This is a genomic window from Streptomyces sp. CB02400 (assembly GCF_001905725.1).
GTDB classification, from domain to species: domain Bacteria; phylum Actinomycetota; class Actinomycetes; order Streptomycetales; family Streptomycetaceae; genus Streptomyces; species Streptomyces atrovirens.
Map to the genome: position 1 here is coordinate 40,058 of NZ_LIWB01000009.1, position 13,878 is coordinate 53,935.

The window sequence follows — 13,878 nt, forward strand, 5'->3', positions numbered from 1 at the left end:
CGATCAAGCCCGGCCGGGTGCTGCCCGCGGCCCGGAGCGGTGCTGCGGCACCGGCGGCGTCGGCCTGTGGCCGGTCCGTCTGCCGGCCGCAGCTCCCCGGAACGCGGGGATCCTGAGGAGGCTGTGGATTGCAAGGTCAAGAGATCGCGTAACCTGGGGAAATGCTGACCGAGGTCACCGCGACCCGTTTCATCGCGCCGCTGCGCGAGGGCGGCTCGCTGCCGGGACTGATCGAGGCCGACGACCTCGGCACGTACGTGCTGAAGTTCGCCGGCGCCGGACAGGGCCGCAAGACGCTGGTCGCCGAGGTCGTCTGCGGGGAACTCGCCCGCCGGCTGGGACTGAGGGTGCCCCGTCTGGTCACCGTCGGGCTCGACCCCGTGCTGGGGCTCGGCGAGCCCGAGCCGGAGGTGCAGCGGCTGCTGAAGTCCAGCGGCGGCACCAACCTCGGCATGGACTTCCTCTCCGGCGCCCTCGGCTTCGACCCGCTCGCCTTCGAGGTGAGCCCGGAGGAGGCCGGACAGATCGTCTGGTTCGACGCGCTGGTGAACAACGTCGACCGCTCCTGGCGCAATCCCAACATGTTGCGTTGGCGCGGCGAACTGTGGCTCATCGACCACGGCGCGACCATGATCTGGCACCACAACTGGCCCGGCGCGGCAGCCTCCGCCGCCCGCCCCTACGACGCCTCCGACCACGCCCTGAAGCCGTTCGCGCCGGACATCGCGTCCGCCGCGGCCCGGCTCGCGCCGCAGGTCACCGAGGAGCTGCTCGCCGAGGTCACCGCGGAGATCCCCGACCTCTGGCTGACCGGCGAGCCAGGTTTCGACACCCCGGACGAACTCCGGTCGGCCTACGCGCGGCCGCTGATCGCCCGCGCGGCCACCGTCCACCACGACATCCACGGCCTCGAGGGGGACCAGTGAGCGACCGGCACGTCTTCGAGTACGCGCTGCTGCGGGTCGTACCGCGCATCGAACGCGGGGAGTGCGTCAACGCCGGGGTGCTCGTGTACTGCCGCCCCAAGTCGTTCGTCGCGGCCCGCACCCATCTCGACGAGGCGCGGCTGCTGGCCCTCGACCCGAAGGCCGACGTGCCCGGCGTACGGGCCGCGCTGCGCGCCGTCGAGGGCGTCTGCGCGGGCGGGGACGCGGCAGGGCAGGCGGCGCGGGACGACGCCGGACGGCGCTTCCGCTGGCTGATCGCACCCCGGTCCACCATCGTCCAGCCCGGCCCCGTGCACACCGGGCTCACCGCTGATCCGGCGGCGGAGGCGGAACGGCTGCTGGAGTTGCTCGTGCGCTGACCGGGCCGTGGGCGGCTGCGGGCGGTTCGTGGTTGCTCGCGCAGTTCCCCGCGCCCCTTTTCAGGTGGGTCTGCTGGACCTACCTCAAGGAGCGCGGGGAACTGCGCGACCGGCCACCGACCGCCCGCAGCCGCCCACGGCCCACTCAGGCCCGGTGACGTTTCACCAGGTAACCCGTCGCGGCCACGGCGCCCGTCACGAACGTCGCGCCGATGCCCATGTCCCAGCCGCTGGGCCCGGACTTCGACGAACCGCCGAGCCCACCCTGCACGCCGCGCGTCGGCGCGACGGACGCGGGAGTCGTGGGCGCGGTCCGTGTCGTCGGCACGGAGGTGGGAGTCACGGCCCGGGTGGGCGCGGCGGTTGTCGGCGCCGGTGACGGCGACCGGGTCGGCACCGGGGACGGCGACCGGGTCGGTGCCGGTGACGGCGACCGGCTCGGTGCCGAGGTGGCGGGAGCCGGACGGAAAGTGGACGACGTGAGACCGCGCCGGGGCAGCGCCTCGCAGGCCACTCCGTCGTCCGGACCCGGGTCCTCGTCGAGCCGGTGCGGATCGCTCCGGTCCGTGTCGAAGAAGACCTGCGCGTCCTCCTGGTAGGTGAAGTCGCTGCAGTCCAGGTCCTGGGCGTGAGCGGTGTCGGCCAACGGCACGATCGCGGCGAGCGCGATCAGCGTGCCCATGGCACCGGTGCGACGGCGCATGGAGCGCCTCCTTTCCGGCCGCGGGTGGCTCGCGTCTCGACGCTAGGGGCCGGTCGGCGCGAGGGCGCGCAGCGCTGGGCCGTTCGGGTGCTCCGCGCGGATGCCGGACGCGTGGCGGTCACGGCGGGCGGAAGAGGGCCCCCGCGCGGGGAATGGATCACACACGCGCCGTGTGCCGTTGACACCGGGTGCCAGGGCTTCTAGCGTCACGTCTGCTGAAGGTACTAAGCGGTCGCTCACCGATTCCGGTCCGGCCGCAGGAGCCGCATCCCAAGCGCGAGGAGAAGCAGCAATGTCCACCACTGAGCAGCGGGTCGCGGTCGTCACCGGCGCCGCGCGCGGCATCGGCGCCGCCACCGCCGTACGACTGGCCGCCGAGGGCCGCGCGGTCGCCGTGATCGACCTCGACGAGGCCGCCTGCAAGGACACCGTCGAGAAGATCACCGCCGCCGGCGGCAAGGCGATCGCGGTCGGCTGCGACGTCTCCGACGAGGCGCAGGTCGAGGCGGCCGTCGCGCGGATCGCCGAGGAGCTCGGCGCGCCCACGATCCTGGTCAACAACGCGGGCGTGCTGCGCGACAACCTGCTGTTCAAGATGAGCGTCTCCGACTGGGACACCGTCATGAACGTGCACCTGCGCGGCGCGTTCCTGATGTCGAAGGCCTGTCAGAAGCACATGGTGGACGCCGGATTCGGCCGGATCGTCAACCTGTCGTCCTCCTCCGCGCTCGGCAACCGCGGCCAGGTCAACTACTCGGCCGCCAAGGCCGGCCTCCAGGGCTTCACCAAGACCCTCGCCAAGGAGCTCGGCAAGTTCGGCGTCACCGCCAACGCCGTCGCCCCCGGCTTCATCGCCACCGAGATGACCAAGGCCACCGCCGACCGCGTCGGCATGGGCTTCGAGGACTTCAAGGCCGCCGCCGCCACCCAGATCCCGGTCGCCCGTGTCGGCGAGCCCGAGGACATCGCCAACGCGATCGCCTTCTTCACCGGCGAGGCGGCCGGCTTCGTCTCCGGCCAGGTGCTGTACGTCGCCGGCGGACCGCTCGACTAGGAAGACCGGGAACATGACTGCTGTGGAACTCTCGGGCAAGGTCGCCCTGATCACCGGTGCCAGCCGCGGCATCGGCTACGGCGTCGCCGAGGCGCTGGTCGCACGCGGCGACCGGGTCTGCATCACGGGCCGGGGCGAGGACGCCCTCAAGGAGGCCGTCGAGAAGCTCGGCGCCGACCGTGCCGTCTACGTCGCCGGCAAGGCGCACGACGAGGCCCATCAGGCCCTCGCCGTCGAGCGCGTGATGGAGGCCTTCGGCCGGGTCGACTACCTGGTCAACAACGCCGGTACCAACCCGGTGTTCGGGCCGATCGCCGACCTCGACCTGAACGTGGCGCGCAAGGTGTTCGAGACCAACGTGATCTCGGCGCTCGGCTTCGCGCAGAAGACCTGGCACGCCTGGCAGAAGGACAACGGCGGCGCGATCGTCAACATCGCCTCCGTCGCGGGCATCGCGCCCTCGCCGTTCATCGCCGCCTACGGCGTCAGCAAGGCCGCGCTGATCAACCTGACCCAGCAGCTGGCGCACGAGTTCGCGCCCGGGGTGCGGGCCAACGCCATCGCCCCGGCCGTGGTGAAGACCAAGTTCGCGCAGGCGCTGTACGAGGGCCGGGAGGCGGAGGCCGCCGCCGGTTACCCGCTGGGCCGGCTCGGTGTGCCCTCCGACATCGGCGGTGCCGCCGCGTTCCTCACCTCGGACCAGTCGGACTGGGTCACCGGCCAGACCCTGGTCGTCGACGGCGGCATCTTCCTCAACGCCGGCGTCGCCTGAACCGGACGTCCCGCGCGGTGCGACACGTGTGCCGCGCGGGACGACTCCACGCCCCGCGCGGGTGACGCGAGTGCCCGCGTGGGGCTCCTGTCCGACGATCCGGCACGGGCGTCCGTTGACGAAAACGGCGCCCGTGTCGGCGTATCAGGGCCGCGACGGTGCGTGACAACGTAGTCATCGGAGAGTTGATCTCAAGGGCCGTACAGAGAGGGGTCAACGGGGCGAACACTGCGGTATGGTCTGCCGACTCTTGGGACGGCAGATCGAGGAGCGTGCGCGTGTTCAACCGGAACCGATGCCTGCGGCGGGTGGCGGCCATCGCGTCCATATCGTCCTTGGTGACCGGATGCGGCGTCCTGTCGTCCGACACCTCGGACGACGAGGGACCCATCGTCGTGGGAACCACCAGCTCGCCCAGCACGCTGGATCCTGCCGCCTCCTGGGACAGCTCCTGGGAGCTGTTCCGCAACATCTACCAGACCCTGCTGAGCTACCCGGCCGGCGCGACCACCCCGCAGCCGGACGCCGCCAAGAGCTGCGAGTTCTCCGACGGCTCCAACCAGGTGTTCCGCTGCGAGCTGCGCGAGGGGCTGGCCTTCTCCGACGGCAGCGCCCTCGACGCCAAGGCCGTCAAGCACTCCATCGACCGGATCCGGGAGATCAACGTCAACGGCGGTCCGGCCGGTCTGCTGGGCAGCCTCGAACGGGTGCAGGCGCCCAGCGAGCGCGAGGTCGTCTTCCATCTCAACAAGCCGGACGCCACCTTCCCGTTCGTGCTCGCCACCCCGGCGATGTCCATCGTCGACCCCGACGCCTACCCGGCCGACGCCCTGCGCGAGGACGACGGCGTCGTCGGCTCGGGTCCCTACACCCTCCAGTCGTACAAGGAGGGCGAGGAGGCCGAACTCGCCCGCAACGACCGCTACGAGGGCTTCGCCGAACGCCAGAACAACGCGGTGACCATCCGCTACTTCCAGGACTCCGGCACCATGGTCAAGGCACTGCGGGACGACCGGATCGACCTGACCTACCGCGGTCTGGCGGCGGACGACATCATCGACCTCCAGGGCAAGACCTCCAAGGAGGAGGAGCTCCAGCTGATCGACGGCACCGGGACGGACATCAACTACCTGGTGTTCAACCCGGAGGACCCGTGGGCCGGCAAGAAGGCGGTTCGCCAGGCCGTCGCCCAGGTCGTCGACCGCGCGGCGATCGCGCACAAGGTCTACAAGGACACCGTCGACCCGCTGTACTCCATGGTCCCCAAGGGCCTGACCGGGCACACCACCGGCTTCTTCGACGACTACGGCGAGCCCAGCGTGTCCAAGGCCCGGGGGATCCTCACCGAGGCCGGCATCACCGAACCGGTCCCGCTCACCCTCTGGTACACCACGGACCGCTACGGCTCCGAGACCGCCCTGGAGTTCAAGGAGCTCGAGCGGCAGCTGGAGGCGTCGAAGCTGTTCGACATCACGCTCAAGAGCCGCCCCTGGAAGACGTACGTCGAGGGCTACCAGAACGGTGAGTACCCGGTGTTCGGGCGCGGCTGGGCCCCCGACTTCCCGGACGCGGACAACTTCATCGCCCCGTTCGTCGGCAAGCAGAACGCGCTCGGCACACCCTACGAGGCGACCAAGATCATAAACGAGCTGCTGCCCAGCTCCCGCCGGGAGAGCGACCGCGGGAACGTGGTGAAGCAGTTCGAGGAGGCCCAGCAGATCCTCGTCGACGACGTGCGGCTGCTGCCGCTGTGGCAGGGCCGGCCGTACGTGGCGGCGAGCCGCGACATCTCGGGCGCGGAGCGGGCCCTGGACCCGTCCACGATCATGATGATGTGGCAGCTCTCCCGGAAGACGAGCTGGTAGGGCCGGGTACGGCCGTTCGCCGGGCCGGTTGTCAGTGGTCGCCTGTAAGTTCTGTGGTCTGGAAGCGACCGCACACGTAAGGACATTGACGTGACCGACATCGCCATGCTGCCCGAGTCCTGGCGCGGGGTTCTGGGCGACGAGCTGCAGCAGCCCTACTTCAAGGAGCTGACCGAGTTCGTCGAGGAGGAGCGGGCGAACGGTCCGGTCTACCCGCCCCGCGAGGAGGTCTTCGCGGCGCTGGAGGCCACACCGTACGACAAGGTGAAGGTCCTGGTCCTCGGCCAGGACCCGTACCACGGCGAGGGCCAGGGACACGGCCTGTGCTTCTCCGTCCGCCCGGGCGTGAAGATCCCCCCGTCCCTGCGCAACATCTACAAGGAGATGCACGCCGAGCTGGGCACGCCGATCCCGGACAACGGCTACCTGATGCCGTGGGCCGAGCAGGGCGTGCTGCTGCTCAACGCGGTGCTCACGGTCCGCGCCGGTGAGGCCAACTCGCACAAGGGCAAGGGTTGGGAGCTGTTCACCGACGCGGTGATCCGCGCGGTGGCGGACCGCCCCGACCCGGCGGTCTTCGTGCTGTGGGGCAACTACGCGCAGAAGAAGCTGCCGCTGATCGACGAGAGCCGGCATGTGGTGGTCAAGGGGGCGCACCCCTCGCCGCTGTCCGCGAAGAAGTTCTTCGGGTCCCGGCCGTTCACGCAGATCAACGAGGCGGTGGCCGCGCAGGGCCACGAGCCGATCGACTGGACCGTCCCGAACCTGGGCTGACGCCGCCCCGCCGGGTGCGGAGCGCTCCATCGGTCCCGCACCCGGCCCGCTCGAGGCGCTACGGAGCGGCTTGTCCGGTATTGCCCCGGCCTGCGGCTAGCGTCGGGGACGACAGTCGGCGAGCGGTGCGGAGGACGCGGTGGCGGAGCGACAGGAGCAGGCGGCGCCTGACGCCGTACTGACGAGGATCGGTCAGGTCGTGATGCTGCACCACGCGGGGGACCGCGAGGAGGCCCGGCACCGGTTGCTCGGCCTGTGGGCGGAGATCGGCGAGCACGGGGACCCGCTGCACCGCTGCACCCTGGCCCACTACCTCGCCGACACACAGGACGACCCCGAGGACGAACTGGCCTGGGACCTGCGGGCGCTGACGGCGGCCGAGGAGGTCGCGGACGACCGCGTCGGCGCGTACGGGGAATCCCCCGCCGTGCGCGCGCTCTACCCGTCCCTGCAGCTCAACCTGGCCGCCGACTACGCCCGCCTCGGCCGCCCCGACGCAGCCCGCGCCCATCTCCACCGGGCCCGGGGCGCCGCCCGCACCCTGGCCGACGACCGCTACGGCGAGGGCGTACGGGCCGCCATCCGACGGCTGGAGATCCGGCTGGACGAGGACCAGGCACCCGAGGGCCGGTGGCCGCCGGGACGACGTTCCTAGGACCGGCACCGCTCCGGCGGGTTCAGCCTCCGTACGTCTTCTCGCAGATGGCCGCCTCCGGGCTGCCCGGGCGCCAGCCGCCGTACTGCCTGCCCAGCGCGCACACGCCCGTTCCGCCGGAGGAGCCGCGGCGCATCGACTCCGCCACGTCGGGGAGTTCCGTCGCGGGCGGTCGCGGCCGGCCGTTCCCGCCGGTTCCGGGACGGGCCGGCCGGGCCTTCCCGTTCCGGTCGTCGGGCGGTGCGTCCCGCTCCGGCGTGGCCCCGGGAGCGGCCCGGTGCGACGGGGGCGCGGGCGTCTTCGAGGGCCGGGACGGGCCGATCATCTCCAGGGCCTCGCGCGCCGGTGCCTGCACGACCTCCGTCTCGTCGCCCCCGACCGGACGTGGATCCGACCCCCGGGACGGTGCCGTCGCCGGTCCGGGTGCGAGGGGACGGTGGACCGTCATACAGCCCGAGAGGGCCGAGACCGCCACGGTCACCAGAAGCGTTGCTGTGGTCGTCGTTCGATGCACCCGCGCCACTCTGCTGGCTCCGGCCGCCCTGGGGAGGCCGGACAGGCACAGCATGCCCCGCACGGGTGATCTCCCGCCCCGTACGGGGGCTTTCGGATGCTTCGCGGGTGACGTCAGTCGCCGGTGGCGCCGTCGACGCGCTCGCGGAGCAGATCGGCGTGGCCGTTGTGACGCGCGTACTCCTCGATCATGTGGGTGTAGATCCAGCGCAGGCTGTACGGATCGTCGCTGAACCTGTGACGGCCCCGGGACGGGTCGTCCAGGGCGAAGCCGGCCGCGTTGCGCCGGGCGGCGCCTATCTCGGACTGCCAGGTCGCGTACGCCTCCTGCCAGGTGTCCGCCTCGGTCAGATGGAACTCGCCGTCCCGGTCGGCGTCGCTGTAGTACAGGGGGCCGGCGTCCTCGTCCGCGAGCACCCTGCGGAACCAGCTCCGCTCCACCTCCGACATGTGCCGTACCAGGCCCATCAGGGACAGCTCCGAGGGTGGCACCGACGCGGTGCGCAGCTGCTCGTCGGTCAGTCCTTCGCACTTCCGGGCGAGGGTGCTGCGGTGGTAGTCGAGCCACCCCTCCAGCATGGTGCGTTCGTCGGCGTCGACGGCGGGTTCACTGCGTTCGATCGTCATGCCGCCATCCTTGCCCGGCGCGAGCCCCCTTCACCAGGGCTTTTCGGTGCCGAGCATCCCCGCCAGCAGTTCCCCGAGGTCCGCGCGCACCTCCGCGAGGCTCGGCACGCGCGCGCTGAAGGAACCGGCCACGCAGGAGAACATCAGCCCGTCCGCCCAGGCGATCAGCGACAGGGAATGACGGTCGGGGTCCGTCGAGCCCAGCCCGGTGACGAGGGCGGTGAGCAGGTCGCGGAAGCGGGCGCCGGCCGCGTCGAAGTACGCCCGCAGTTCGGGTCGGCGGGTGGCCTCCAGGGCCAGCTCGTAGCGGGCCAGGGTCAGCGTCCGATTCCGCGTGAGCGCGCGGTGCGTGGCCAGTGCCAGGGCGTCCACCAGTGAGCCGGCGCCGGCCCGTGGGTCGGGCATCTCGTGCAGTGCGAGGACCCGTGCCTCCCGCTCGGCGAGCCGCCGTACCGCCAGCTCGAGGAGTGCCTGGCGGGTGCGGGCCAGGTTCGAGGTGGACCCCTGGGGGAGTCCGGCCGCCTCGTCGACCGCCCGGTGGGTGAGCCCGCGCATCCCGCGTTCGGCGAGCAGGGCGAGGGCGGTGTCGGCGACGAGATCGGCACGGGCGGCGCCTGCGGTGCGTACGGACATGGAGGTCAAACTACCCACCTCACTACGGGTGTAGTACGTTGGAGTCCTGCGTTCACTACAGGTGTAGTTCAGGTGTGGTGCGAGGAGGAGTCATGGCGCGGATCGAGCGGGCGATCGTCATCGGCGGAGGGATCGGCGGCCTGACCGCGGCGGCCGCCCTGCACCGGCGCGGTGTGCGGGTGACGGTGCTGGAGCGGGCCGGCTCACTGGAACCCGTCGGCGCGGCCATCTCCCTGGCACCCAACGCGCTGCGCGGCCTTGACGTCATCGGCCTCGGCGACGACATCCGCGCCCTCTCCGCCTGGCAGGGCGACGGAGGGCTGCGCGCGCCCGGCGGACGGTGGCTGTCCCGGACCAGCGCCGCCGCGGCGACCGAGCGCTTCGGCGGCCCCCTCGTCCTGCTGCACCGCGCCACCCTCGTCGGCCACCTGGTCGCACTGCTCCCGTCGGACGCCGTCCGCACGGCCACCGACGCCCGCCTCCTCGACCCCGGAGACTCCGGCCGGCCGGCCCGCGTAGGCACCCCCGACGGCGAACTGGAGGCCGACCTCGTGGTGGCGGCCGACGGCATCCACTCCGCCGTACGCCGCGTGCTGTTCCCCGGCCACCCCGGGCCCGTGTACGCCGGGTTCACCACCTGGCGGGTGGTGATCCCGCTGCCCGGCGTGGAGTTCGCCTCCCACGAGACCTGGGGCCGGGGCCGCATCTGGGGCACGCATCCGCTCAAGGACGGCCGGGTCTACGCCTACGCCGCCGCCGTGGCCCCCGCCGGGGAGCACGCCCCCGACGACGAGCGGGCCGAACTGCTGCGGCTCTACGGCGACTGGCACACCCCGGTCCCCGACGTACTGGCCGCCGCCCGCCCCGAGGACGTACTCCGCCACGACGTCCACCACATCACCGAGCCGCTGCCCGCCTACCATCACGGCCGGGTGGCCCTGGTCGGCGACGCCGCGCACGCCATGCCGCCGACCCTCGGCCAGGGCGGCAACCAGGCCATCGAGGACGCGATCACCCTCGCCCACCACGCCGGTGACCTGCCCGCCTACACCGCGGCCCGGCTGCCCCGCACCACCGGGATCGCCCGCCGGGCCGTGAAGGTGGCCCGCTTCAACCTGATGACCAACCGCGTCGGCATCGCCGTACGCGACAACGCGGTCGCCGCGCTGTCGAAGGCCGGACCGGCCCTGTTCCTGCGCGGCTTCGACTCGATCGCCGGCTGGCGGCCGCCGCAGCAGCCGTATGCTTCGCAGCACACCACGCAAAGCAATGGCTAGAGGAGAACACCCCGTGAAGGTCGGCTGCATCGGACTCGGTGACATCGCGCAGAAGGCCTATCTTCCGGTGCTCGCCCACCAGCCCGGAGTGGAGCTGCACCTGCAGACCCGCACCCCCGCGACCCTCGACCGGGTCGCCGACGGCCTCCACCTCCCGCCCGCTCGGCGCCACGCGGACCTCGGCTCCCTGATCGCCCAGGACCTCGACGCGGCCTTCGTGCACGCGCCCACCGAGGTCCACCCCGAGATCGTGACCCGGCTCCTGGAGGCGGGCGTACCGACGTACGTCGACAAGCCGCTCGCCTACGAACTCGCCGATTCCGAACGACTGGTGGCGCTCGCCGAGGAACGGGGCACGAGCCTCGCCGTCGGCTTCAACCGGCGTTTCGCCCCCGGCTACGCCCAGTGCGCCGACCACCCGCGCGAGCTGATCCTGATGCAGAAGAACCGTGTCGGACTGCCCGAGGAACCCCGCACGATGATCCTCGACGACTTCATCCACGTCGTCGACACCCTGCGCTTCCTGGTGCCCGGCACGGTCGACGACGTGACCGTGCGCGCCCGCACCGAGGACGGCCTGCTGCACCACGTGGTGCTCCAGCTCTCCGGGGACGGCTTCACCGCGCTCGGCGTGATGAACCGGCTCAGCGGCTCGGCCGAGGAGATCCTCGAGGTCTCCGGACAGGACACCAAGCGCCAGGTGGTCAACCTCGCCGAGGTGATCGACCACAAGGGACAGCCCACCGTGCGCCGGCGCGGCGACTGGGTGCCGGTGTCGCGGCAGCGCGGCATCGAGCAGGCGGTGCTCGCCTTCCTGGACGCGGCCCGCGCGGGCGAGGTGCTCAGCGCCCGGGACGCGCTGGCGACCCATGAGCTGTGCGAGCGGGTGCTGCGAGCGATCCACGAGCGCCCCGCCTGACCCGCAGCACCTCGGTGACGCCCCAGACCACGAGGACCACGGGGGCCCCGTACAGCGGCCAGTCGCCGAAGCGGACGTAGGGCGTGGTGCCGTGCGCCAGCGGAACCTCGTACACCTGCGCGGCGGCGGTGTCCGTGCCGAGCCGCGGGCCGACGGGCTCCCCGTCCGGCCCGTACACCGCGGAGACGCCCGTCAGGGTCGCGTGCACGATCGGGCGGCCGGTCTCGGCGGCGCGCAGCGCGCCGAGCGAGGCGTGCTGCGCGGGCGCCCAGCTCTGCTGGAACGTCGACGTGGAGGACTGGGCGAGCAGGACGTCCGCGCCGTCCTCGGCGAGATGCCGGCTCATGTCGGGGAACGCGGACTCGAAGCACACCATCGGGCCGACCCGCAGCCCGTCCCCCGCGTCCATCACCACCTGCTCCGAGCCCTGCCGGCGGTCCTCGCCGGCCGCCTCGCCGACGGAGGTCGCCCAGCCCAGCAGGGAACGGGCCGGGATGTACTCGCCGAACGGGACCAGCCGCATCTTGTCGTACCGGTCGCCGGTCGGACCGTCCGGGCCGATCAGTACCGAGCTCTTGTAGATACCGGGCTTGTCCGACCGCCGGGCGTCCACGTTGACCAGGAGTTCGGCGCCCGTCTCGCGGGACAGCGCGGCGAGCCGCCGCGCGAGGTCGGGCCGGTCCCCGAGGTCGAAGCCGACGCTGCTCTCGCCCCAGACGATCAGGCCGACGTCCTGCCCGGCGAGCGCGCGCGTGAGCTGTTCCTCGCGGTCGAAGCGGCGGTCCGCGCTGTCGGGTCCGGCGACGACACCCGGCTGCACGAGCGCGATCCGCACCCGGTCGTCGGTGCCGGGCCGGGGCGAGAACACCCAGGCGGCGGAAGCGGCGGCGGCCGTGGCGACGAGCCCGGCCAGGGCGGGCACCCGGGCCTGCCGGACCGCGATCAGCACGGCCACGGCGACGTTCAGGGCCACCACCAGGAAACTGAGCAGCCATGTCCCCCCGACCGACGCCAGCCGCAGCGCGGCCTCCACCTGCCACTGGCTCGCACCGAGGACGCCCCAGGGCCCACCGAGCCCCTGCCAGGAGCGGACGAGTTCGATCGTCAGCCACCCCGACGGCACCACGACGAGCGCGACCGTGACCCGCCCGCGCGACGGCACCCCGCCGAGCAGCCGCCGCACCAGCCACCCCCACGGCGCCCACAGCGCGCCCAGCAGGGCGGCGATGACGAACGTGAACACGTGCAGATTCGGCAGCAGCCAGTGGTGCATGGCCAGCATGAAGCCGAACCCGCCCCACCAGCCGTCGAAGGCCGCCCGTCTCCCCGTAGGAGCGGTGCGGGCCAGCAGCACCCACGGGACCAGGGCGACGTAGGCGAACCACCACAGGGACGGGGCGGGAAAGGCCAGGACGGGCAGGGCGCCCACGACCGCGGCGACGGTCGAGCGCCGCCAGGGGGAGGCGAGCCAGTGGCCGAGCGTCTTCATAGGCGCCTCCCTACCCCGTGGTGCCTCCAGTGTGCGTCCCCCCGGTGATCCGGGACAGCGCACGCCGGGGACAGTCGATCACAGGAGCCGCCCGCCGGTCGGGCGGCGCCACTTCTCCCGTACGACCACCTCGCTCAGCCGCCAGCCGTCGTCCGTGCGCAGCATCGCGAAGACGCACCGGCCGCCGCACATGAAGTCCGGCGCGGGCGACGCGCCGTCCTGCCCGGTGCGGCCCATCGGATTGACGTAGTCGGCCTGCACCTGGGCCGTGTCGCCGGTGTCCTGCTCCCGGACCCCGAACCGCACCCGCCGGTTGACGATCAGGTGCTGCCGCACGGGGAAGCCCCCGAGGCTGTCCGCCAGCCATCCGGCCACCGCACGGGCGCTGCCCTCGATGCCGCCGGCCGAGCGGTAGTCCGCCCGCCCGTCCGGCGTGAACAGCCCCCGGTACGCCTCCCAGTCACCGTCGTCCACGGCCACCGCGTACTCGGTGACGAGCCCGTCCACGGCCAGCCGGTCCCTCACGGTCGCGAGCTCCACACGCTGCGTCATCGGCTCAGTGTTGGCCATGGGACGTGCGCAGCCAAGGGGGCGTGCGCGGATATTCACTGGCCTTCGCCCCATCGCGCGGCCGAGGCTGTACGCCGTGAACGATCAGCCGACCGAGCAGCGCCCGAAGTTCGAGGTGCGCGCCCGCCACACCGAGTCCACCGTCACCGTCTACCAGGCCTACCGCCCGAAGATCGGCCACGCGGCGGCACGCCACGGCCGCTTCCCGTCGTCCTGGAGCCGGGAGCGCATGACGTGGATCAAGCCGTCGTTCCTGTGGATGATGTACCGCTGCGGGTGGGGCACGAAGAAGGACCAGGAGACCGTGCTGGCCGTGGAGATCAGCCGGGAGGGGTTCGTGTGGGCGCTGCGGAACGCGTGTCTGTCGCACTACGTGCCCGCCCTGCACGGTGACGGCGGCACCTGGAAGCAGGAGCTGCGGAAGGCGCCCGCGCGGGTGCAGTGGGACCCGGAGCGGGATCTGCGTCTCGACCCGCTGGCGCACCGGTCGCTGCAACTGGGGCTCGCGGGGGAGGCGGCGGCGCGGTACGCGGACGAGTGGATCGTGGGCATCGAGGACGTGACACCGCTCGCCGCCGAGATCCATGCCCTGGTGCGGGAGGGGGAGCTCGACCGTGCGGCCGGGCTGCTGCCCGAGGAGCGCCCCTACCCCCTCGACGACGACGTGCTCGCGCATCTGCGAGCCTGAGGATCTTCGTTCCGCGCTCTTCGCGCTCTTCGC

General features: G+C 72.3%; 16 protein-coding genes. 10 read left to right on the forward strand and 6 right to left on the reverse strand.

The window, feature by feature from the left end:
* Positions 1-161 precede the first annotated feature (161 nt).
* Both AMK33_RS21840 and AMK33_RS21845 read left to right on the forward strand, forming a co-directional pair.
* On the forward strand, positions 162-926 hold the full coding sequence (locus AMK33_RS21840; protein WP_073934597.1) for a HipA family kinase: 765 nt from the start codon (positions 162-164) through the stop codon (positions 924-926).
* The gene (locus AMK33_RS21845) at positions 923-1,306 is read left to right on the forward strand and encodes a DUF3037 domain-containing protein (RefSeq protein WP_073934598.1); all 384 of its coding nucleotides are present in this window, start codon (positions 923-925) and stop codon (positions 1,304-1,306) included. The genes AMK33_RS21840 and AMK33_RS21845 overlap by 4 nt, the downstream gene beginning before the upstream one ends.
* Before the next feature lie 145 nt (positions 1,307-1,451).
* Here AMK33_RS21845 and AMK33_RS21850 read toward each other — a convergent pair whose 3' ends face one another.
* Positions 1,452-2,009: an excalibur calcium-binding protein gene (locus AMK33_RS21850; protein WP_073934599.1), complete on the reverse strand. Its 558-nt coding sequence runs from the start codon at positions 2,007-2,009 to the stop codon at positions 1,452-1,454.
* Positions 2,010-2,301: 292 nt separating this feature from the next.
* On the opposite strand from AMK33_RS21850, the gene fabG reads away from it, so the two are divergent.
* The 5 genes from fabG (at position 2,302) to AMK33_RS21875 (ending at position 7,129) form a co-directional block, all read left to right on the forward strand.
* Positions 2,302-3,063 carry a 3-oxoacyl-ACP reductase FabG gene (gene fabG / locus AMK33_RS21855; protein WP_030865253.1) on the forward strand — a complete coding sequence of 254 codons (762 nt, stop codon included), beginning with the start codon at positions 2,302-2,304 and terminating at the stop codon, positions 3,061-3,063.
* A gap of 13 nt (positions 3,064-3,076) precedes the next feature.
* Positions 3,077-3,835 (forward strand): SDR family oxidoreductase, encoded by a 759-nt coding sequence (locus AMK33_RS21860; protein ID WP_073934600.1) that lies wholly within the window; start codon positions 3,077-3,079, stop codon positions 3,833-3,835.
* Between the two features lie 278 nt (positions 3,836-4,113).
* On the forward strand, positions 4,114-5,700 hold the full coding sequence (locus AMK33_RS21865) for an ABC transporter substrate-binding protein (protein WP_073934601.1): 1,587 nt from the start codon (positions 4,114-4,116) through the stop codon (positions 5,698-5,700).
* 90 nt (positions 5,701-5,790) lie between these two features.
* Positions 5,791-6,474: a uracil-DNA glycosylase gene (gene ung / locus AMK33_RS21870; protein WP_073934602.1), complete on the forward strand. Its 684-nt coding sequence runs from the start codon at positions 5,791-5,793 to the stop codon at positions 6,472-6,474.
* A gap of 139 nt (positions 6,475-6,613) precedes the next feature.
* Positions 6,614-7,129 carry a hypothetical protein gene (locus AMK33_RS21875; protein ID WP_073934603.1) on the forward strand — a complete coding sequence of 172 codons (516 nt, stop codon included), beginning with the start codon at positions 6,614-6,616 and terminating at the stop codon, positions 7,127-7,129.
* Between the two features lie 22 nt (positions 7,130-7,151).
* On the opposite strand, the gene AMK33_RS21880 is transcribed toward AMK33_RS21875, so the two are convergent.
* The 3 genes from AMK33_RS21880 to AMK33_RS21890 form a co-directional block, all read right to left on the reverse strand.
* A complete protein-coding gene (locus AMK33_RS21880) occupies positions 7,152-7,484 on the reverse strand; it encodes a hypothetical protein (protein WP_327379532.1) in 333 nt (110 codons plus the stop codon).
* 272 nt (positions 7,485-7,756) lie between these two features.
* Positions 7,757-8,269, reverse strand: coding sequence for a DinB family protein (locus AMK33_RS21885; protein ID WP_073934605.1), 513 nt, complete (start codon positions 8,267-8,269; stop codon positions 7,757-7,759).
* 30 nt (positions 8,270-8,299) lie between these two features.
* Positions 8,300-8,902, reverse strand: a complete 603-nt coding sequence (locus AMK33_RS21890) for a TetR/AcrR family transcriptional regulator (protein ID WP_201263062.1) — start codon at positions 8,900-8,902, stop codon at positions 8,300-8,302.
* Between the two features lie 92 nt (positions 8,903-8,994).
* Between AMK33_RS21890 and AMK33_RS21895 the strand changes: the two genes are divergently transcribed.
* Positions 8,995-10,179, forward strand: coding sequence for an FAD-dependent monooxygenase (locus AMK33_RS21895; protein ID WP_073934607.1), 1,185 nt, complete (start codon positions 8,995-8,997; stop codon positions 10,177-10,179).
* A gap of 13 nt (positions 10,180-10,192) precedes the next feature.
* Entirely contained in the window at positions 10,193-11,098 is a 906-nt protein-coding gene (locus AMK33_RS21900; RefSeq protein ID WP_073934608.1) for a Gfo/Idh/MocA family protein, read from the forward strand.
* On the opposite strand, the gene lnt is transcribed toward AMK33_RS21900, so the two are convergent.
* Both lnt and AMK33_RS21910 read right to left on the reverse strand, forming a co-directional pair.
* Positions 11,022-12,587, reverse strand: a complete 1,566-nt coding sequence (gene lnt / locus AMK33_RS21905) for an apolipoprotein N-acyltransferase (RefSeq protein ID WP_073934609.1) — start codon at positions 12,585-12,587, stop codon at positions 11,022-11,024. The two genes, AMK33_RS21900 and lnt, sit on opposite strands and share 77 nt — an antisense overlap.
* A 78-nt stretch (positions 12,588-12,665) precedes the next feature.
* Positions 12,666-13,139 carry a nuclear transport factor 2 family protein gene (locus AMK33_RS21910; protein WP_073934610.1) on the reverse strand — a complete coding sequence of 158 codons (474 nt, stop codon included), beginning with the start codon at positions 13,137-13,139 and terminating at the stop codon, positions 12,666-12,668.
* A gap of 94 nt (positions 13,140-13,233) precedes the next feature.
* Between AMK33_RS21910 and AMK33_RS21915 the strand changes: the two genes are divergently transcribed.
* Complete coding sequence (locus tag AMK33_RS21915; protein WP_073934611.1) at positions 13,234-13,845, forward strand: DUF4291 domain-containing protein; 612 nt, start codon at positions 13,234-13,236, stop codon at positions 13,843-13,845.
* Positions 13,846-13,878: the final 33 nt, after the last annotated feature.

Excerpts from the sequence above, each read along its gene's own strand:
- AMK33_RS21910 (WP_073934610.1), bottom strand. The coding sequence starts at position 13,139 with ATGACGCAGCGTGTGGAGCTCGCGACCGTGAGGGACCGGCTGGCCGTG.
- fabG (WP_030865253.1), top strand. The coding sequence starts at position 2,302 with ATGTCCACCACTGAGCAGCGGGTCGCGGTCGTCACCGGCGCCGCGCGC.
- AMK33_RS21860 (WP_073934600.1), top strand. The coding sequence starts at position 3,077 with ATGACTGCTGTGGAACTCTCGGGCAAGGTCGCCCTGATCACCGGTGCC.
- lnt (WP_073934609.1), bottom strand. The coding sequence starts at position 12,587 with ATGAAGACGCTCGGCCACTGGCTCGCCTCCCCCTGGCGGCGCTCGACC.
- AMK33_RS21890 (WP_201263062.1), bottom strand. The coding sequence starts at position 8,902 with ATGTCCGTACGCACCGCAGGCGCCGCCCGTGCCGATCTCGTCGCCGAC.
- AMK33_RS21885 (WP_073934605.1), bottom strand. The coding sequence starts at position 8,269 with ATGACGATCGAACGCAGTGAACCCGCCGTCGACGCCGACGAACGCACC.
- AMK33_RS21840 (WP_073934597.1), top strand. The coding sequence starts at position 162 with ATGCTGACCGAGGTCACCGCGACCCGTTTCATCGCGCCGCTGCGCGAG.
- AMK33_RS21850 (WP_073934599.1), bottom strand. The coding sequence starts at position 2,009 with ATGCGCCGTCGCACCGGTGCCATGGGCACGCTGATCGCGCTCGCCGCG.
- AMK33_RS21895 (WP_073934607.1), top strand. The coding sequence starts at position 8,995 with ATGGCGCGGATCGAGCGGGCGATCGTCATCGGCGGAGGGATCGGCGGC.